Origin of the sequence: Qipengyuania zhejiangensis (assembly GCF_035607565.1) — a bacterium.
GTDB lineage: Bacteria > Pseudomonadota > Alphaproteobacteria > Sphingomonadales > Sphingomonadaceae > Qipengyuania > Qipengyuania zhejiangensis.
The window spans coordinates 98,094-117,377 of record NZ_JAYKGO010000001.1; the positions used below are offsets into that span (position 1 = coordinate 98,094).

General features: G+C 57.7%; 15 protein-coding genes. 5 read left to right on the forward strand and 10 right to left on the reverse strand.

Annotated elements, in window-relative coordinates; genetic code table 11:
• Positions 1 to 411: 411 nt before the first annotated feature.
• Positions 412 to 3,348 (forward strand): TonB-dependent receptor, encoded by a 2,937-nt coding sequence (locus VR863_RS00420; protein WP_006834179.1) that lies wholly within the window; start codon positions 412 to 414, stop codon positions 3,346 to 3,348.
• A gap of 440 nt (positions 3,349 to 3,788) precedes the next feature.
• Here the strand turns inward: VR863_RS00420 and VR863_RS00425 are convergent, their stop codons facing one another.
• From VR863_RS00425 to VR863_RS00435, 3 genes are read right to left on the reverse strand one after another with little or no spacing between them, the layout of a single operon-like run.
• A complete protein-coding gene (locus VR863_RS00425) occupies positions 3,789 to 5,276 on the reverse strand; it encodes an efflux transporter outer membrane subunit (protein ID WP_006834178.1) in 1,488 nt (495 codons plus the stop codon).
• A 37-nt stretch (positions 5,277 to 5,313) separates the two neighbouring features.
• On the reverse strand, positions 5,314 to 6,867 hold the full coding sequence (locus tag VR863_RS00430; RefSeq protein WP_006834177.1) for a DHA2 family efflux MFS transporter permease subunit: 1,554 nt from the start codon (positions 6,865 to 6,867) through the stop codon (positions 5,314 to 5,316).
• A gap of 3 nt (positions 6,868 to 6,870) precedes the next feature.
• Complete coding sequence (locus VR863_RS00435; protein ID WP_063511170.1) at positions 6,871 to 7,998, reverse strand: HlyD family secretion protein; 1,128 nt, start codon at positions 7,996 to 7,998, stop codon at positions 6,871 to 6,873.
• A 177-nt stretch (positions 7,999 to 8,175) separates the two neighbouring features.
• Here VR863_RS00435 and VR863_RS14915 point away from each other — a divergent pair, with 177 nt between their 5' ends.
• Both VR863_RS14915 and VR863_RS00445 read left to right on the forward strand, forming a co-directional pair.
• Positions 8,176 to 8,652, forward strand: coding sequence for a MarR family transcriptional regulator (locus VR863_RS14915; protein WP_353545344.1), 477 nt, complete (start codon positions 8,176 to 8,178; stop codon positions 8,650 to 8,652).
• Positions 8,625 to 9,575: an MlaD family protein gene (locus VR863_RS00445; RefSeq protein ID WP_006834175.1), complete on the forward strand. Its 951-nt coding sequence runs from the start codon at positions 8,625 to 8,627 to the stop codon at positions 9,573 to 9,575. The genes VR863_RS14915 and VR863_RS00445 overlap by 28 nt, the downstream gene beginning before the upstream one ends.
• A gap of 206 nt (positions 9,576 to 9,781) precedes the next feature.
• On the opposite strand, the gene VR863_RS00450 is transcribed toward VR863_RS00445, so the two are convergent.
• Both VR863_RS00450 and VR863_RS00455 read right to left on the reverse strand, forming a co-directional pair.
• Positions 9,782 to 9,949: a hypothetical protein gene (locus VR863_RS00450; protein ID WP_324826481.1), complete on the reverse strand. Its 168-nt coding sequence runs from the start codon at positions 9,947 to 9,949 to the stop codon at positions 9,782 to 9,784.
• Entirely contained in the window at positions 9,942 to 10,421 is a 480-nt protein-coding gene (locus VR863_RS00455) for a group III truncated hemoglobin (RefSeq protein WP_324826482.1), read from the reverse strand. The genes VR863_RS00450 and VR863_RS00455 overlap by 8 nt, the downstream gene beginning before the upstream one ends.
• Before the next feature lie 80 nt (positions 10,422 to 10,501).
• On the opposite strand from VR863_RS00455, the gene VR863_RS00460 reads away from it, so the two are divergent.
• Complete coding sequence (locus VR863_RS00460) at positions 10,502 to 10,936, forward strand: RrF2 family transcriptional regulator (protein ID WP_324826483.1); 435 nt, start codon at positions 10,502 to 10,504, stop codon at positions 10,934 to 10,936.
• A gap of 152 nt (positions 10,937 to 11,088) precedes the next feature.
• Here VR863_RS00460 and VR863_RS00465 read toward each other — a convergent pair whose 3' ends face one another.
• Entirely contained in the window at positions 11,089 to 11,901 is an 813-nt protein-coding gene (locus tag VR863_RS00465; protein WP_324826484.1) for an anaerobic ribonucleoside-triphosphate reductase activating protein, read from the reverse strand.
• The gene (locus VR863_RS00470; protein WP_324826485.1) at positions 11,828 to 13,849 is read right to left on the reverse strand and encodes a ribonucleoside triphosphate reductase; all 2,022 of its coding nucleotides are present in this window, start codon (positions 13,847 to 13,849) and stop codon (positions 11,828 to 11,830) included. The genes VR863_RS00465 and VR863_RS00470 overlap by 74 nt, the downstream gene beginning before the upstream one ends.
• Before the next feature lie 252 nt (positions 13,850 to 14,101).
• Here VR863_RS00470 and ipdC point away from each other — a divergent pair, with 252 nt between their 5' ends.
• Positions 14,102 to 15,736 carry an indolepyruvate/phenylpyruvate decarboxylase gene (gene ipdC, locus VR863_RS00475; RefSeq protein WP_324826486.1) on the forward strand — a complete coding sequence of 545 codons (1,635 nt, stop codon included), beginning with the start codon at positions 14,102 to 14,104 and terminating at the stop codon, positions 15,734 to 15,736.
• Positions 15,737 to 15,781: 45 nt separating this feature from the next.
• Here ipdC and VR863_RS00480 read toward each other — a convergent pair whose 3' ends face one another.
• The 3 genes from VR863_RS00480 to VR863_RS00490 are packed head-to-tail and all read right to left on the reverse strand — an operon-like array spanning position 15,782 to position 19,283.
• Positions 15,782 to 17,401 carry an acyl-CoA dehydrogenase family protein gene (locus VR863_RS00480; RefSeq protein WP_324826487.1) on the reverse strand — a complete coding sequence of 540 codons (1,620 nt, stop codon included), beginning with the start codon at positions 17,399 to 17,401 and terminating at the stop codon, positions 15,782 to 15,784.
• Positions 17,402 to 17,456: 55 nt separating this feature from the next.
• A complete protein-coding gene (locus VR863_RS00485) occupies positions 17,457 to 18,074 on the reverse strand; it encodes a carbonic anhydrase (protein ID WP_324826488.1) in 618 nt (205 codons plus the stop codon).
• A 9-nt stretch (positions 18,075 to 18,083) separates the two neighbouring features.
• A complete protein-coding gene (locus VR863_RS00490; protein ID WP_324827539.1) occupies positions 18,084 to 19,283 on the reverse strand; it encodes an NnrS family protein in 1,200 nt (399 codons plus the stop codon).
• Between the last annotated feature and the right edge of the window lies 1 nt (position 19,284).

Below are 19,284 nucleotides of genomic sequence, written 5' to 3' on the forward strand. Positions count from 1 at the left end.
ATACTAAGAGGCTGGTTCCTGGTCAGAGGCCAGCGAGATGGGGGCAAAGGGCGTCCATATTCATCTTGTACTATATCCGAACTATTGTCGCCGTCGGCACGGCGAACGCTTCGTTGGTCTCGATGCCAGCTGGGGCAAAAGCTTTATCGGGAGCAACTCGCTTAGCGCGCCAACCATTGCTGATCTTTAGCAAACGTTCACTCCGCGTGCGATCTGGATCGTGGCCCATGGGGTCAAAAGATAAGGCGCTTTACTAATATCACGCGGATGTATATGCCCATGGACGGGGATTGGGCTAATTCTCTCCCTCTCCTCTCCACAGACTAAGGGGCGACCCTCGAGGTCGCCCCATTTTGCAGTAAGCGGCGGAGCCAATTATCGTCGCACTGAAGAGATGGGAAGGGATGCTATATGACACTGAGAGCGATGGTGCTCGCCACTTCGGCCATCTTGGCTTGGCCGCAGATGGCTTTAGCGCAGGATCCCACAACTGATGAGGCGGAACCCCAAGGATCCGTAATCATCGTTACGGCCCAACGCCAATCTCAAAGTCTGCAAGAGGTGCCGATCGCGGTCAGTGCCTTCGATGCTACGGCTCTCGAAAGCCAGCAGATCGAAAACGCTGCTGACCTTCAATTGACGCTCCCGAACGTCTCATTTTCGAAGGGCAACTTCACCGGGTCGTCCTTCACCATCCGTGGTATCGGCGATCTTTGTGTTGGTGTGACGTGTGACGCAGCGACGGCTATCCATATCAATGGTTCCCCTCTTTTTGGTACCCGGCTGTTCGAAACAGAATATTTTGACCTTGAGCGAATTGAGGTCCTACGGGGGCCGCAGGGCACCCTCTTCGGCCGCAACGCTACCTCGGGTGTTGTCAACCTTGTGACAGCCAAGCCTGACCTCGGTTCTTTCGGCGCGGCCGGAGAGTTCGAGTATGGGAATTACAACAGCATCAAGGCCGAAGGGATGGTCAATGTCCCGATCGGCGATTCTATCGGCGTTCGGGTAGCCGGATTCTTTCTGAATCGCGACGGTTACACCACAAACCTTTTCGACAATTCGGATGTCGACGACCGAGACATGTACGCTGTTCGTGGTTCTCTTCGTTTTGAACCCGGTGCCGATACCACTCTCGACTTCATGGCATATTATTTCAGGGAAGATGACACCCGTTTACGTAATCAAAAGCAGGCCTGCCAGCGTGACCCGCTCGGCGTGCTGGGTTGTCTGAACAATCGCCGCGACTTTGACATCACCAATGCCAATTCCACAGTCGGCGCAACGCTCAGTTCGCAAGAGTTCTTCGCTATTCAGGGAATTCCCTCAGTACTGGGATTGGGAAGCCTGTACGGCCCCGACGCATTTGCAGGATTCGATAAGCCCGACGATGTGCGCACGGTAAACACGGCGTATACTCCATTCTATTTTGCCGATGAAGTGCAGCTACAGGCCCGTCTCGAGCAGCGCATCGGAGCTATGACACTGACTGCAACCGGTCTTTATCAGGACACCGAAGTCGATTCCCGGCAGGACTACTTTCTGGGCATTCAGGATCGTACCGGCTTTGCTACGGCCTTGAACGTGTTGTCCGGCTTCGCGGCCAACGGTTTGCCTACCGGCCTCCCCGCACCTGCACCGGCGTTCGTGCCAGGTTCGTCGGCGTATTTTACCCCGATTGTGGAGGCTCTCATCCCCAATGGCCCAGGGGGCGTATTGTGCACCTCCGATAACGATGATGGGAACAGGGGCGCGTTCGAAGGTAATGTATTGTGCGGCGAAACGCCGCTATCCTTCGACAGGTCTTCAGAGCAACGCGAATCCTGGAGCGGCGAAATCCTCCTTTCCAGTGATTTCGACGGAGCATTCAATTTCCTGCTCGGAGGGATCTATGCAAAGTCCAAGACTACCGACAACAGTTACTATGTAAACTCATTCGCGCTTGACTACGCCAGTGCCATTCTGGGATCGTTTGGTACTTTGGCAGGCGGTGCACCGCCATCCTACTTCGCAACATCCATGTACCGCAACAATTCTCTCGAGGCTAATCTTGAGAGCTTCGGTGTGTTCGGGGAGATCTACGTCGACCTGACCGAGCGTCTGACCTTCACCGGAGGTTTGCGGTATAACGACGACAAGAAAGACGTGACTGCGCGCACGACCTTGATTAGCTTCCTCAATCCTTACGCGAATGACGGGGAGCCGTTCGACAGCCCGATCACTCCCTTAACCGGTCCCTCTGGTCTTTTTGATGCCGATCCTGGTACGCCAGGTGAGCAGCTAACGCAATTTAGAGAAGTAGGTTTCGATGAAATAACCGGGCGTGCGGTGCTCGACTACGAAGTTACGCCTGACAATTCGATTTACGCATCTTATGCCAGGGGCTATAAATCCGGGGGTATCAACCCGCCCCTTTCGCCCGTTTTCGATGTGGCTGAAAGCTTCGGATCAGAAACCATCGACGCATTTGAAATCGGATCGAAAAATACCTTTGCGAATGGCGCACTGCAATTAAACGCTACTGCATTCTACTATAAGTATAGCGGGTTGCAGCTTAGCCGCATCGTCGCCCGTACCTCAGTTAATGATACTATCGATGCCGATATCTGGGGTGTGGAACTAGAGTCCGTTATCCGGCCCGATCCCGATTGGCTTGTCAACTTGACGTTCAGTTATCTCAACGCGGAAGTTGCCGGCGACCAGTTCTTCTCCAATCCGCGCGACCCGGGTGGCGGCGATCCTGATGCCGTCATCATCAAGGATATTAGCAACGGTGCTAATTGTGCCGTAACCGGGCCAGCCCCCGGCGCGGCCGACGCATTCGTGGCCGGAGTGAACGCAGCTCTGGGTCTTCGTGGTCCCGAAGAATTTCCTAATGACGGCAATCTTGCGTCAAGCGGCGCATTCAGCATTTGCGATGTCTTGGCCGGAGCCGTTCCGGCGGGCAGCGGCCTTGCGGTATTAAGCCCTGGCGTAGAGGTCAACATAAAAGGGAACAAGTTGCCGCAGGCCCCCGAAATGAAGGTTTCGATGGGTGTGCAGTACACCGCCACTTTCGACAATGGCATGACTCTGGTTCCTCGCGTGGACGTAGCGCTGACTGGTGAGCAATACGGCAATATCTTTAACGGCAGGGTCAACCGGATCGAGCCATTCGTGCAAGCCAACGCGATCGTGCAGTTGAACAGTGCGGATGAGCGTTGGTTCGTGCGCGGATTTGTTCAGAACATTTTCGACAGCAGCTCGGTGACAGGATTGTACTTGACCGACGCATCCTCGGGGAATTTTACCAATATCTACACTTTGGATCCTCGTAGATATGGTGTTGCTTTGGGGTTCAGTTTCTAACAGGTCCAGATCGTGTTGGCGGGGAGATCGGTGGTCCTCCCAACGACCCGAACGGACAGTGCCAGCTAGTTCGTATTTCGACCCATGACTTTATAGCTTTTCCAGAGCGGCGTAATGCTCGATGACCGCCTCGTAAGCCTACCGACGAGGCGGTCATCGAACCGGCCAAATGCGAGCTGCACTCGAAATGCCTGTACGATCGCTCGTTGATGTCGCTACGAGATGCTCGCGGAAAGCTTAAGGCCTTACATAGAAACGACAATGAAGAGTCACCGAATAGTGCAATCGGGATATCCGATGGTGATACTGGCAAACGCACTCTGCGAAAGGCGGAAACATGCTGACCCCTATGATCCAAGATTGGGTCGTAGTGCACGAGGTGCTGACGCGTTAGGAAAAGTTGGAAGGGGCTGCGGGGCAGACTTCTGAGAAAACTTATCCTAACTCTGTTCAGGTTTCATAACTGATTTTCGATCGACCGGAGCTGGCTCAACCGACGTGCGATTGTCGCGAGACAATTCGACCCATCCCAACCCAAGCGACTTCTGGATCGCGATCCAGCCATTTGTCATGGCGGCGATCGCCCGATCGAGATTTGCTCTGGCCTGTTCGCGCTTGCGGATCGAAGTGTTGAGTTCGCCTTGCGAGATTACCCCCGCGGCGCGGCGTTGCTCGTTAAGCTCCGCAGCCGTGTCGGCCTGCCGACTGATCTGCGCCAGCGCGGCTACGTTGGCTCTTTGTTGCCCGAACCGAGCAAGCGATTGTTCGGCGTCGCGTAGTGCGCCCAGGACCACTTCAAGATAGCGCGCTTCGGCCTCGTCGCGCGCACTCTCGGCCTGATCGATCGATGCTGCCGTGCGGCCGAAATCAAGCAGGTTCCACTGCAGCCGCGGCAAAGCGATTGCCGATAAGTTGCCCGGGTCCAGGATGTCGTCGGGCTCCGATCCGCCCAAACCGAGAATCCCCATGAAGGAAATCTTGGGGAAGCGAGCAGCCTCTGCCACGCCAATGCGCGCATTCGCCGCGGCCAGCATGCGTTCGGCGGCTCGAACATCCGGCCGCCGCGCTATTAGCGCTGCGGGATCGCCCACCGCGACCCGTTCGGGGGGAAGCGGAATTTCGGCCTGAGCCGCCAGGAGCCCGTCGAGTGCGCCGGGCGCTTCGCCCGTCAGCACCGCGAGCGTGTCTTTGAATACATCGATGTCCGCTTGAGCTTCCGCGATCTGCGACTTGAGCAGTTCGAGCTCGGCGTTCGCGTTACCGACCGGGAACAGCGCGAGAGCGCCCTGTGTATAGCGCTGATAGGTCAGTTCGAGAATTTGCTGCTGCAAGTCGCGCTCTCGCTGGACAAGCTCGAGCCGCCCTTGCGCTTCTCGCAGGCTCACATACGCCCGCGCGATTTCGGCGGCGAGCTGGACTTTCGCATCCTCGGCGTTCGCCACCGAGGCCGCAGCCTGAGCGTTAATGGCCTCGACACGCCGTGCCTGCCCCCCAGCGAAATCGATCTCCCAGTTTGCATTGAGCCCGACGTTGTAGACGCTGAGGCTGTCCTGCTCTTCGGTGTCTGCAGGAGCGCCGGGCGATCCCGGGGGCGGGCCACTGCCGATATCTAGCCCTGGGATATTCGCCTGGACCGCAGTCGCCTGCGCAGCCACGGCGGGTAGCCGGTTGGCGCGCTCCTGGCGGACAGAAGCCCTTGCCTGTTCGATGCGAGCGCGCGCCGCGGCCACGCCCGGATTGCCGACCAGCGCGCGCGCCTCCAGTTCATTGAGAACCGGATCGCCGAGCAGCGTCCACCAGTCGCCGGCAATCGGCGCAAACGGATCGATTTCGGGGCCGGCGCGTACGAACGCATTGCCTGCGGCGGTCGCAAGTTGCGGGGGACCGGCATAGTCGGGACCGGACATGCAACCCGCGAGGAGCGCCATGGGAGCGAGGAGGGTTAGGGTCTTGCGCATAGAGTTCTCAGTGCATCGAAAGGGATAAGTTCTTCGGGAGAGGCTTGAGGAACAGTACCAGCGGCACCGTGACCAGGGTAATCGCGCCCATGGCGAAAAAGACATCGTTGTAGGTCATCACGAACGCATCGCGCTGAATGATGCCGGAAAGCATCTCCAGCGCGGCCTGTGGGCTGCCCAGCGACGCCGTCATGCCGTCCAGGTATTCCTGTAGCCGGGGGCTGTTAGCGTTGAGGGTTTCTTCCATGCGTCGACTATGATGCCACTGGCGCTGATCCTGGAACGAGGCAAGCCCCGCGAGCGCGAACGAGCCCCCGAGGTTTCGCGCCGCGTTGAAGATGCCCGAAGCATCGCCGGCATCCTCCTTGGCAACCGAAGCTACCGTCGCCTGGTTGAGGAACATCATCGTGAGGATCATGCCGATGCCACGCAGGAACTGGCTTTCGGTGAACACTCCACCTCCCGATTCCGCTGTCAGATTTATGCTGACGAAACAGCTTAGCGCCATGATGAACATGCCCGCGCCGACCGCAATGCGGATGTGAATCCTGCGGATCATGAACGGGAGAACGGGCATCAACAGGAAAGCCGGAACGCCCATCCAGAAGATCACAAGTCCGGTCTGCAAGGCATTATAATCGGAAATTATCGCGAGAAATTGCGGGATCACGTAGGTCGAGCCATACATGACCATGCCAAGCGCCAGTGCCATCACCACGACGCTGGCAAACTGCCTGCTGAGCATCAGGCGCAATTTGAGCACGGGTTTGCGCGCGTAAAGCTGTCCGTAGGTCAGAAGTGCAAAACCCACGACCGTCATCAGTGTGAGCTGGACGATCAGCGTGGAATCGAACCACTCCTCGCGGTGGCCTTCTTCCAGAACGATGGTCAGCCCACCCAACCCAAGGATCATACCAGCTATTCCCGCCCAATCAGCCTCGCGCAGGTAAACCCAGTCGGGCTTTTCATGGGGTAGCCCGATGAATAGTAAAGCAAGGAGCAACGCGCAGACGGGCACGTTGACGAAGAAGGCGTAGTGCCAGCTCAGGTTCTCGGTAAGCCAGCCCCCCACCAACGGGCCCATTACCGGCCCAAGAACCACGGTCATTCCGAAGAGCGCCATGCCGATCGGCTGTTGCGATGGAGGCAGTCGCTTTGCGACGATGGTCATAGCGGTTGGAATAAGCGCGCCGCCCATGAACCCTTGACCGGTGCGACCGATGATCATCGTCGTCAGATCGGTGGCAATGCCGCACAACACCGAAAAGGCCGTGAAGGCAGAAACCGCGACGATGAGCAGCGTGCGAAGGCCGAGCAGTCTTTCCAGCCACGCGCTCAGAGGGATGATGATGATCTCGGCAACAAGGAAGGCTGTCGCGATCCAGGTGCCTTCGGTTCCGGTCGCGCCGATTTCCCCCTGGATCGTCGGCAGCGCCGAATTGACGATCGAGATGTCAAGCGTTGCCAGCATCGCCCCCAGCGCACCGGCGGCTACGGCGATCCAGGCCGTAGCATCGGCCTTTTCGACCGGCGGCGAAACCGCTGCAGCGGCGCCTGCCATCGGTCAGTCTCCGGCCGCGTTGCGGATCGAATCGAGTTGGTCTCTAGCGGCGCGCGTATCGACACTCGCGACAACAGACATGCCCGGCACCAGCAGACGCAGGATCTCGGGCGAAGCCTGAATGGATATGCGCACCGGGACGCGCTGAACGATCTTGGTGAAATTACCCGTCGCGTTTTGCGGAGGTAGGATCGAGAATTCTGCCCCGGTCCCGGGGGCGATGCTTTCCACTCTTCCTAATAGCTCGAGGTCCGGCAGCGCGTCGATTTCCAAGGTGACGGGTTGCCCCGGGCGGACAAGTCCGAGCTGCGTTTCCTTGAAATTTGCTGTCACGTAGAGGCGGTCGGTCGGTACGAGGCTCATAAGGCGTTGGCCAGGCTGGACAAATTGTCCAGGTCGGACCGTGAGGTCACCCACCCGCCCGGAAATACTGGCCTGGAGCGTGGTCGATGACAGGTTCAGACGGGCGGCCTCGAGTTGCGCACGAGCGGCGTTGGCTTGCGAATTGGCCTGGTCTATCTGCTCGCTAAGCGTGTTCTGTCGGCGCTGTGCCGCCGTGAGCGCGGCGCGCGCTGCCGCGACTTGAGCCTGCGCTTCTCTGGCCTGGGCCTCCAGCTGATCGAGCCTCTCGCGCGGCTCCGCTCCCGAAGCGGCAAGGGGGCGGTACCGGACAACCTGCTCAGCAGCGAGACCAGCCTGTGCAGATGCTGCTGCGAGCTGTGCACGGGCCTGGGCAATTGCCGCGTCCTGCTCTTGTTGCTGGGCGCGTACCGTATCTGCTCCGGCGAGCGACGCGGCGATCTGGGCTTCGACCTGGTTCGTTTGGGCACGATAATCTCGCACGTCCAGCTGGACAAGTGCATCGCCCGACGCGACCGTTTGATTCTCCGTCACTAATACGCGCTCGACGTAGCCCGCAATTTTGGGGGAGATGATGACGCTGTCGGCGGCAATATAAGCGTTGTCGGTGGACTGCTGGAATCTGCCGTACGTCTGATGATTGTAATACCAGTAGCTCCCGGCGAGCAGGACCAGAATGCCGGCGATCAGCAGACCCAGCCGGACCCGCGGACTGGACAACCCCGTCGGACGTGCGCCTTCATCGCTAGCCCCTGCTGTCTCGTCCGCCATGATTATTTCGCTCCTCGCCATCGTTTGAGCCGCTGCGCGAGCGATATAGCGGCCAAAACAAAATGCGAAAGTCCTTTACTATTTTTCTCCGATCGATAGGAATGTCTCATGCCAGAAGATGAGGGCACTCTCGCACTCGACAATGTCATCACCCACGATGATCGAGCGATCTTCATGATGGACCAGATCAGCCGCGCCGCGCGCAAGGCATTCGATGACCGAGCACAGCCGCTGAGCCTCAATCGTACGCAGTGGCGTGTGTTGGCGCAGCTCATCAGAGCTCCTGCCCTGAACCAGTCGGACATCGCCAGGAGACTTGAAATCACATCCTCCAGCAGCGGCCTGGAAGACATGACGCCTTCGCGCTTGAGTGACCGGACGCGGCTTGCGCAAGTCATAGCAATATTCGGTCGCCACGGGCGGGGCGGCATCACGCCCGTGTTGGGACTAGGCCGATCTCAAACCAAAACACATTCGACGCGCCCGGATGCCCCGCTCGTGGCGATTGCGCCAGGGGACGAACCTCGGTCATGTTCTATAGCGGACAACCGAATGGAGCATGCGGGACGCGAACTTTCATTGCACCGGCCCTCTGCCGGACGAACAAACCGCTGGCGGCGTGCTAGATGGAAACTAACGCAAACTTCTCCCTAGTGGCGTGGATCGTTGGCATTCTGATGCTTACGACCATCGCTTTCGCGATGTGGCTAATCGATCCCAGACCAAATCAGGAAACATATCAGATCAAGTTTGATCGCTCCGTGGAAGGCCTTCAGTCGGGATCGACTGTAACACTATCGGGAGTCCCTGTGGGACAGGTAACATCGGTCCGTCTGGCGGAAAATGAACCGGAAAACGTGGTCGTTGTTCTGACTCTCGATCCTTCTGCGGCGAAAGTCCACGGCCTTGAAGCGACAATCAGCACGGATCTGATAACTGGAGAGGCTGCGCTCGTGCTCGAGGGCCGACGGGGTCGTCAGGGCATTTACACCGACAAGTCAGGAAAAAAGATCATTCCCGCCGCGGACGAAACCGGACTATTGGGGAGGGATGCGACCGCCACTGTAGAGACCGTGGCAAATAGCATTCGCGCTCTGAACGAAGGACTGGAGCCAGAAAAGCAACGGGTGATCACCTCCGATCTTGTCCGGCTTCGAGTCACGACGGCCGCACTCGCATCGGACGCCGAAGGTTGGGACGAACGATTGGCCTCAACAAAAGGAAGATTGTTAGACTTAGGGCAAAGGGTTGGTGGATGGGGAAATAATCTTCGAGATGCAGATCGGCGGATCTCAGGGCGGAGCGCTTCTGCTATCGCGCAACGACGCCTTCGCCAATTCAGGGAGGGGGTGCAGAACGCTGAAAACAAACTTTCCCAGATAAGGAGTGGCATTCCGGCGGTCGAAGATTCTTTGGTTGAAGGTGAAACGGACCTTCGCGAGCTTAGTCGCGAACTTGCTCCTCTCAGTGAAAAAATCGAAGATATTCAGGTTGAGGGAATTACATCAAATCCTCCCCTCCCAGACTATCGGCCAAAAAGAAGAGAAGCTGGAACGAATATCGATGATTTAAAGTAAACCGAACGGATGACTGCTTCCGGGCAGAGCGCGCAGCCCGTAGAATAGCGGAGATTGGAGCGCAAAGCGGATAACGACCTACTCCGCGGTCAAGTTTGAAATTGAAATTCCGAGTCCTAAAAAAGGCATCGAACCAATACATTAGAGGGATTTTGCGGGCCTTTTGCGGGCTTTTCAGCTTGACCGAAATATCTAAACATCAGAAATTAAACGGAAAAGAAGTTCGAATGTGATGCCTCTTCTGGGAGCTGAAAGCCTGCATTCTCGGGAGCTACTGGTGCAACCGAGAGCGGCTGCAGAAGGCCTTCGAGAGCCCTGACTTCCGCTTCTGCACAAACCTCGCTTTCCGCAATTAAAGTCTGTTGTTCAAACATGGGGGAGGTTCCTTCCTGCTTTTGATCCGGCGAGACCGTCTCGTCGAATAGAGATGCCGGTGAAGAGGCTGTCGGCGATGGCTCGGGCGCGCTGCGCGACAAGCGCGGTGCCATCCGGCTGCGCCTCAAGGCGCTGCAATGTTGCATAGAAAAGCTCGAGCCAGCGCGCGAAGTGCCGTTCCTCGAGGTCCGGAATGGCCATGTGCTTGGCCATCGGGTTTCCGGAAAATTCACCGCTGTTAAACAGTATCGAGCGCCAGAAGGTCTTCATTCGCTCCAGATGTTCAGGCCAGTCGGAGATACGGTGTGCGAAGATCGGAGCGAGCAGATCATCCTTGCGAATGCTGGCATAAAAGCTCTCGACCATGATTGAGACGAATTGCTCATCGACGCCGCAAGCCGCGGCATGAGCGCGCTTTTCGGCCCGTGCATCGCGCACGTGTTGGCGGGCTCGTTTGATCGGTGCGTGCATTTCAGATACTCGTTAAAAGGTATTTGATATACCTATTAAATGCGCTTTCCGCTAAAAGCAATATCTGATATACCTTTTTTATGCAGTTAAACCTCCGAACCGATTATGCGCTCCGAATGCTCATGGTTCTCGCGGCCAAGGATGAAGTCTTGTCGATTGACTGGATAGCCGATCACTACGCCATCTCGCGCAACCATCTGGCTAAGGTCGCTCAGGATCTGGCTGCCGCCGGGTTTGTCGAGACGCAGCGCGGCAGAGGCGGAGGACTGCGCTTGGCTCGCCCTCCCTCGCAAATCAATGTCGGTGACGTGGTGCGGAAGCTGGAGAACACGACAGGCTTTGTTGCCTGCATGGGCGGCAAGGAAGACTGTGTTATTGACGGCGCTTGCGGCCTCAAGCCCGCATTATCGGGCGCTCTGAACGCTTTTCTGGCGCATCTCGACCAATTCGATCTTGCGCAGATTACCGGATCACGGTCTCGCTTTCTCCAGCAGCTGGCTACTGAGAAAGCTTGAGAAGAGGACCATCGACGCTCCACTCCATCTCAAACACCTTCTTCATAAACAAGGTGGGCTCCGCTATCGTGTTCGCAGCTTAGCAGAAACTATTTTTGTGCATAATCACGTGGCCGTTGCCGACGTGAGTTCTGCTACAAACCGCTAACACTCTAACGAAATTCGAGTTGCAGCGGACTTCCATTGCGCAGCCGCTCCGTATCAAGCGGGCGGGACTGCGCGGCTAAGCCGTCGAGAGTGGGGCGATCAGGGTCGATCACCGCCGACTGGATGGCATAGACTCCGCGATATCCGCGCTGGAAAAGATTGTTCGCCATCGCGACGATGGCCTCCTCGTCCAGCAGATCGGTGTGCACCGTGGTCCGCACGTCAAAAGGTATTTTCCCTTGCGTGCAAAGCAGGTCGAGCGTCGCCGAGAAGCGCGAATAGGCTGTGACCCCGGTGACCTTGTGAAAATGCGACCGAGGCGCCTTGTAATCGAGCGCGATGCGGTCGACCAATTGTTCATCGAGCAGGTATTCGACAACGTCCGGCCTAAGGCCGTTAGTGTCGAGCTTGATCGCAAATCCCATCGATTTCACCTGAGCGGCGAAGCGGGCAAGATGCTTCCAACTTGTTGCCTCACCGCCGGAGAACACTACACCGTCCAGAAATCCCTTACGGCGGGTCAGAAACTCGATCACCCGGTCTTCGTCGATGCTTCCCCTGCCCAGTACGATTTGCGGATTGTGGCAATATCCGCAGCGCATATTGCATCCTGCGATCCACAGGATGCAGGCAATACGATCTGGGAAATCGAGCATGGTGAAAGGCGTTACGGCATAAAAGGGCGTGGCGACACGGGTCGTCCCGTGCCGCGCATTCCTCTCCACTGGCGCAACAGCTCCCATTTCAGCGATGTGGTGCAAACAAATCGCCCACCATGGCAGCATCTTCGGTAAAGTGGCGGCGCTGCCGGTGTTCACCTTGCTTACCCTTGTTGAAGCTGTCCACGGGCCGGAAATAACCCATCACCCGGGTCCAGACTTTGGTCCGTTCTCCGCACTCGGGACATTCAGGCTGTTCGCCATCGAGATAGCCATGCGTGTCGCAGACTGAAAATACCGGCGTGAGCGTGACATAGGGCAGACGGTAATTGCTCAGTACCTTTTTCAGGAAATTACGGGCCGCGTCCGCGCTCGAGAGCTTCTCGTTCATATAGAGGTGGAGCACCGTTCCGCCGGTATATTTGCATTGCAATTCATTCTGCAGTTCCAATGCCTCGAACGGGTCATCAGTGTGTTCGACGGGGATCTGCGAGGAATTCGTGTAGTAGATGTTTTTATCGCTGCCCGCCTGAAGAATGTCGGGAAACCGTTTAGCATCTTCCTTGGCAAACCGGTAGGTGGTGCCTTCCGCCGGGGTTGCTTCCAGATTGTAGAGGTTGCCGGTTTGCTCCTGAAAGCCGACCAGCCGTTCGCGCATATGGTCAAGGATCGCCAGCGCCATATCGATACCGCCCTGCTGTGTCAGGTCAGACGCGTCCTCAGTGAAGTTGCGAACCATTTCGTTCATTCCGTTGACCCCGATGGTCGAGAAATGGTTCCGCAGGAATGGCAAATAGCGCGCCGTGAATGGATAAAGCCCGCGATCATACATCTTTTGCACGAAGGCGCGCTTTTTCTCCAGCGTGGACTGCGCGATATCCATCAGCCGGTCGAGCTCCGCCATCAGTCCGGGCAGGTCTCCTCTGAAACGGTATCCGAGCGCCGCCATGTTGATAGTGACAACCCCCAGCGAACCGGTCATCTCGGCTGATCCAAACAGACCATTTCCGCGTTTCAGCAATTCGCGCAGATCCAGCTGGAGGCGGCAGCACATCGAGCGAACAGCGCCGGGCGAATACGCCTCGGGATTGGGGCGTCGTTCGCCCGTGTCGGGGTCGCGCAGATATTGGCTCCCGATGAAATTCTGGAAATATGAAGAACCAACTTTGGCAGCATTTTCAAAGATCGCAGTTGCAACCTTGCTGTCCCATTGGAAATCCTCGGTGATGTTTACCGTCGGGATCGGAAAGGTGAACGGTTGTCCCGTGGCGTCGCCTTCTGTCATCACCTCATAGTAAGCGAGATTGATCAGCTCCATTTCCGGTCCGAAATGAGCAAAGGACATGTCTTCCAGATTGCGTAGCCCCATGTCGCGCGTTTGTGCCTGCGCGAGCAGCTCTTCGTTCTTGATCCCTTTGAACAAATGCTCGTCTCTATATGTCGGATATAGCTCACGCAAATCGTCTGGCACCACGATATCGAGCGTGATGTTGGTGAAGGGGGACTGCCCCCACCGTGCCGGTACATTGAGATTGTAGACGAATTGCCGGATCGCCTTTTTGACCTCGGCGAAGCTCAGATTGTCATAGAAGACGTAGGGCGCAAGATAGGTGTCGAAGCTTGAAAAAGCCTGAGCACCAGCCCACTCGGATTGAAGGATGCCGAGGAAATTGCTCATCTGCCCCAGCGCTTCTCGGAAATGCCGCGGCGGGCGTGAGGATACGCGGCCAGCGACCCCGTTAAACCCATCGTTGAGGAGCGCGCGCAAGGACCAGCCCGCGCAATAGCCGGTCAGGCAGTCGAGATCATGGATATGGATGTCGCCCTGGCGATGGGCCAGACCTTCTTCAGGGGCGTAGATTTCGTCGAGCCAGTAATTGGCGATCACCTTACCTGCCACATTGCTTATCAATCCGGCATGCGAGTAACCGACATTGGCATTTGCCTTGATCCGCCAATCGGCACCAGAGATATATTCGCCGACAGTATCCGAACAATCGATCTTGCTCCCCGACCAGACCGGGCCTGGCATTGGGTCGCCAAAACCCAATTGATCATTAGCCGCAATTGCATCGCCGAAGTTCTTCTCTTGCAGTTCAAGTGTCATAATCGCTTTTCCTCCCGACAGTGGCGCGACCGCGGATTGCGCCGCCAAACCACAAGATGTTGTGTTGCGCACGCATGCCTAAGCACAAAATTCCGCGTCTCATTTGATAAATGTCAAACCGAGAAGGTTTTTGGGAGAAGTTCAGGGCGATGACCTCCTGCCTTTGATTTCGGTCAAGGAGAGCCCGGCAGTTGGCCACCATAGCTGCGCCAGAGATGCTCTCCCGAGCACGCCGTTTGGAAGGAAATCTCATTGTCAGAAACGCTCGGAACTGTCCTTCTGAACGCGATGAAAGAACGCGGAGCAGACCGCATCTTCGGGCTCCCCGGCGATTTCGTCCTGCCATTTTTCCGCACTATTGCCGAAAGCGGCATCCTTCCCTTGCACACGCTCAGCCATGAGCCCTCTGTTGGCTATGCGGCAGATGCGGCCGGACGGATTGGTAGTTCGCTGGGCGTAGCGGTGGTGACCTATGGCGCGGGCGCTCTTAACATGGTTAATGCCGTGGCGCAGGCCTATGCGGAGAAGTCTCCACTGGTGGTCATATCGGGGGGACCGGGCGCCGACGAGGGCAAACTCGGGCTCAGCCTCCACCACCAGGTGAAGACGTTGAGCTCGCAATTCGAGATCTTTCGCGAACTGACCTGTGCGCAATGCATTTTGAACGATCTCGAAACCGCTCCAATCGAAATTGCCAGAGTGCTCGATACGGCGCTGAGCCTCTCACGCCCTGTCTACATCGAGATCCCCCGTGATCTGGTCGATCAGCCTTGCGCGTCAGCACCGGCCATAGCGTTGCCGGCTGCCAATCACGATGCAGCGCGTGCCTGTGCCAAGGAAGTCCTCGACAGACTGCGCTCGGCCAAGTCGCCCGCAATTCTGGTGGGCGTCGAGGCGCGCCGATATGGTCTTGAAGACAAGATCGCGAGCCTTTGCCGAAAACTGGGGGTGCCAGTCGCAACCAGCTTCATGGGGCGCGGGCTGTTTGCCGACTTCACACTTCCATTGCTGGGACCATATCTCGGATCCGCAGGTGACATAAATATTGCGAGCGCAATTGAAGGTGCAGACTGCTTGCTGATGCTAGGTGTTATTACATGCGACACCAATTTCGGTGTCTCCGGTCGTGCCATAGATATGCGAGCTTCTATCCGTGCCCTGGATCGTACGGTTGTACTCGGCCATCACCTCTATCCGGACGTTTCTCTTGAGGCACTGGTTGATGCCCTGCTCGAGATTGCTGAGACAATCGGCGTTCCGGAGCCGCAACCGGAACCTGTCTACGCGACCGGATTACCCGACGACGAAACGCCCTTGGAACCATCGCATATCGCGATTGCCGTCAATGATCTCTTTAATAGCAAAGGATCGTCTCCGATCGCAGCCGATGTTGGCGATAGTCTGTTCATCGGGTTGGAGATTGCGGACACGGCGCTGGTCGCGCCGGGTTATTATGCCTCGATGGGAATGGGAGTTCCGGCAGGCCTCGCGATCAATGCCGTTACCGGGCGTCGCCCGATCGTTCTCGTCGGTGATGGCGCATTTCAGATGACTGGCTGGGAGTTGGGAAACTGCCAGAAATATGGCTGGTCTCCAATCGTCATCGTCCTGAACAACCAGAGCTGGGAAATGCTCCGCGGGTTTCAGCCCAATCAGACTTATCACGATCTGGATGACTGGCACTTTGCCGACATCGCTCCGTCGCTAGGCGGCCGCGGGATCAGGGTAGAGACCTGCGCTGAACTGAAGCGTGCGCTGGATCTGGCCGTAGACGATGAGAGTAGCTTCTATCTGATCGAAGCGATGTTGCCTCGCAGTAGAACATCCATGTCTCTGCATAAATTCACGCGGGCGATGCGCAACCTCTCAGCGATGAAGAATGAATGACGGTGTTCAGCCTCATTTGAGTAGCGGTTTCCGCGATTGCCGGCGTCATCCCTCTATGGGCATCGCTCGCTCGACGATTGCGCGCGTGTCGATCACGGCGTCCGATCCACCATAGGCAAGAGATGGCCGGGCAAGACGCAATCGGCAAAACGCTTCGGCGAGCGGACTATTCGCATTGATGAGAGCCGCGCCTTGGGCCGCTAGAGCCAGCCGTTCGACGGTGTTACGCGCATGGTGCTCGCTAGCATCATCGAACCGGAGGGTGTCGGCCCATTTGTCATAGGCTGCATAGCTTCCGCGTGCTTTGGCGAGAAACGTCTGCAAGGCGTCCAGCGCATCTGGCTCGCGGCCTAACGCTCGCATGACATCAAGCGCGATGACATTGCCTGAGCCTTCCCAGATTGCGTTCAAAGGCGATTGCCGGAACAGGCGCGGCATCGGCCCGTCCTCGACGTAACCGCCGCCGCCCAGACATTCCATCGCCTCGTACACCATTCCCGGCGCGCGCTTGCAGACCCAGTATTTTGCGATCGGCGTCAGCAGACGTGCGAGCGGTTCCTTCTGGTCGAACGCAGCCGCCAGTCGAAAAGCAAGCGCGGTTGCCGCCTCGCTCTCAACCGCGAGATCAGCCAGCACCGTTGCCATCGCCGGCTGGTCTGCGAGCATACGCTGAAAGGCAGAGCGATGGTGGGTGTGCCACAGCGCCTCGGCAAGTGCGGCGCGCATTGTAGCAGCTGAGCCAACAATGCAGTCAAGCCGGGTGTGCTGAACCATTTGGAGGATGGTTGAGACGCCGCGGCCCACTTCCCCGATACGCTCAGCGTAGGCACCACGATATTCGACCTCCGACGACGCGTTGGAACGATCACCAAGCTTGTTCTTGAGCCGCATGATCTGGAAGCCAGCATTGCGTTCGCCGTCTGGCGTCCAGCGGGGCACGAGGAAGCAGGTAAGGCCAGATCGGGTGTAGGCCAGCGTCAGGAATGCATCGCACATCGGTGCTGAACAGAACCATTTGTGCCCGGTTAACCGGTAGGCGCCATCAGCAGTCTCGGCTTTCGTTGTGTTTGCCCGAACATCAGAACCGCCCTGCTTTTCGGTCATCGCCATACCGATGGTCACACCGGTCTTCTTTGATGCCGGACGATTGGAGGGATCATACCGCGACGCTGTAATCCTGGGCACCCAATTCATCCCGACTTCAGGATCGAGGTTCAGCGCCGCAACAGCCGCATACGTCATCGTCATCGGGCAACTTGTCCCGGCATCTGTCTGCCCCGTCAGAAAGCTCAGGGTGGCATGGAGGGTATGCCCAGCCTCGGTCCCGTCCCATGCGACTGATGCCACGCCTGCGTCCAGTCCAAGAGCCATCAGGTGATGATAATCCGGATGAAACCGCACTTCATCGATGCGATGCCCGAAACGATCATGGGTCTCAAGCACTGGCGGTGATCGGTTCGCTTCAATGCCCCAGTCGATGACTTCAGCCGAGCCTGTGCGGTCTCCAAACTTCTCTAACTTGTCGAGATGACGGCCAGCACCGGCCATAATGACAGCTTCGTGCAGCGCCCGATCCGATCGAAACCGGTTGAAATTCTTCAATGGGGGAGGCTGGTTAGTGACCTCGTGTGTGTCGAGTGTTTCGATCGGGCGGACGGGTGCCATACCTGTTATACTCCTTCGGGAAACATACTTTGCTTTCCCCCAAGACTAAGAACCGTCACTTGTCCGGCTCGAGGAAATCCACCTTGCCGCTATCGAGATGATAGAATGCTCCCACCACTTTGAGCATCCCGCTCTGCTGGGGCTCGAGCAGGGCAGGAGAGGCTTCTTCGCGCAATTCGTGTACCACGCGGCGAACATTCGAAAGCGCTGCGGAATCGACGATGTTGTCGGCCCAGGGATCGGTCTCGAGCACGGCGGGCAGCAGTGACTGAAGCACTTTTGCAATGTTGCCGGAGAAACTGGCCTGACCGCGCGCAAGCGAGACGGCGGCGTTCAGCGCTCCGCAGGCCTCATGGCCCATCACGACGATGAGCGGAACTTGAAGATGGGCCACCGCGAACTCCAGGCTACCGAGTGCTGTGGCGCAGAGCGTGTTGCCTGCATTGCGGATAATGAAGAGTTCGCCCAGCCCCCGCTCGAACAGCAGCTCTGGCGGGACGCGCGAATCCGAGCAGCTCAAGTAGGCAGCAAAAGGACGCTGAGCGGCTGCAATCTCGAGACGCCGCATTCGGTCCATTATAGGTTCATAGGATGTATCCTCCAGAAAACGTCGATTGCCCTCTTTTAGCAGGTCAAGCGCTTGATCCGGGGTGAGTGCGGGCTCATCAGGCATAAGTCGTCGCTATCCTTGCTTGCCATCAATCCGGGGAGACAGATAAATTGCGCCGTTGCGTATCACCCACGGCAATAGGCTGACGGCAAATGCCGCAGCTCCAAGCATAAGCCAGCTGCCGCTTTCACTCTGCAAAGCGGCCGCTGCCCGGCTGATGGCCGCGATCTGTATGCCGTAAAAGGCAACCCATGATACCATCGGCATGACCAGCGGCCGACCCGAATGTCCTTGCGTGACGCGGGTCACCATCGCGACCAACAGGCTGCAGCAGAAACCAATCATCAGCGCGTGGTCCGGCCCGCGCCCAAACAAGCCAAATGCTGCGTCAACCGCAGCGAAAGCGAAGCCCACCGGCGCCCAGGCGAAACCCCAAATCAGGACATTTAACAAGCCAGGCGCGCTTGCTTTTGGCCACCATCTCCAGCACATCACGGCGGTGGTAACAGCCAAGCCGGCATTAGCGCCTGTCTGCATGTGCCCAAGGTTCAGCACTTCCCCCACAAGGCGAGCAAAAAGCAAGGCCCAGAGCAGCGCGAGCAGCCAGTCTGGTCGCCAGCTAATGTAATCCTTCACGACATTCCCGGCGAAGAACGGCACCATTCTATGGGCAACCGTCAGGAACACCGGCAGCAGAAAGCCCGATATGCCGATGCGGTTGGCGATGGGCAGCCAGGCCGGGTCTCTCAGCGCAATGAAGGCAACCGCGCACAATATACCGGCCAGCCCGAAAAGAATGCCCGCCATGGCCGACCAGCCATGAGTGCAGCGCGGTCCGCTTTGCGCCCGGTTGCGGTAAAGGACAATGGCCAGCATGATTGACGCCAAGACCCACCCTGCACCCGCAAGCCCGAAGCCAGCCAAAACCAATCTGTCTGACCCGGTCCACAGCCCAAGTTGGGCTGTCACGACCCCGGCAAACAGTGCGCATGCGGCTGGACCAACCTGCTTGGCAGAGAGATCGGGCAGACTCATCCAGCGCGGAAATACCGTGAGCAGGAAGCCGAAGATGAACGGTGCCAATCCGAGGTAGATCATGGCGGGGCCATGAAGCAGGGACGCGGGCAGCTCGGTCTGGGGCGGCAGTGGCCCATCCCCATACAGCCCCAGCACATGGATCAGCCACCACGAAGCCAGTCCGCCAATGCCGATCGCGCCGCCAAGGAAGGGAAGGCGGTGCGGTGCGGCCAGCAAGATCGAGGGTGACATCATA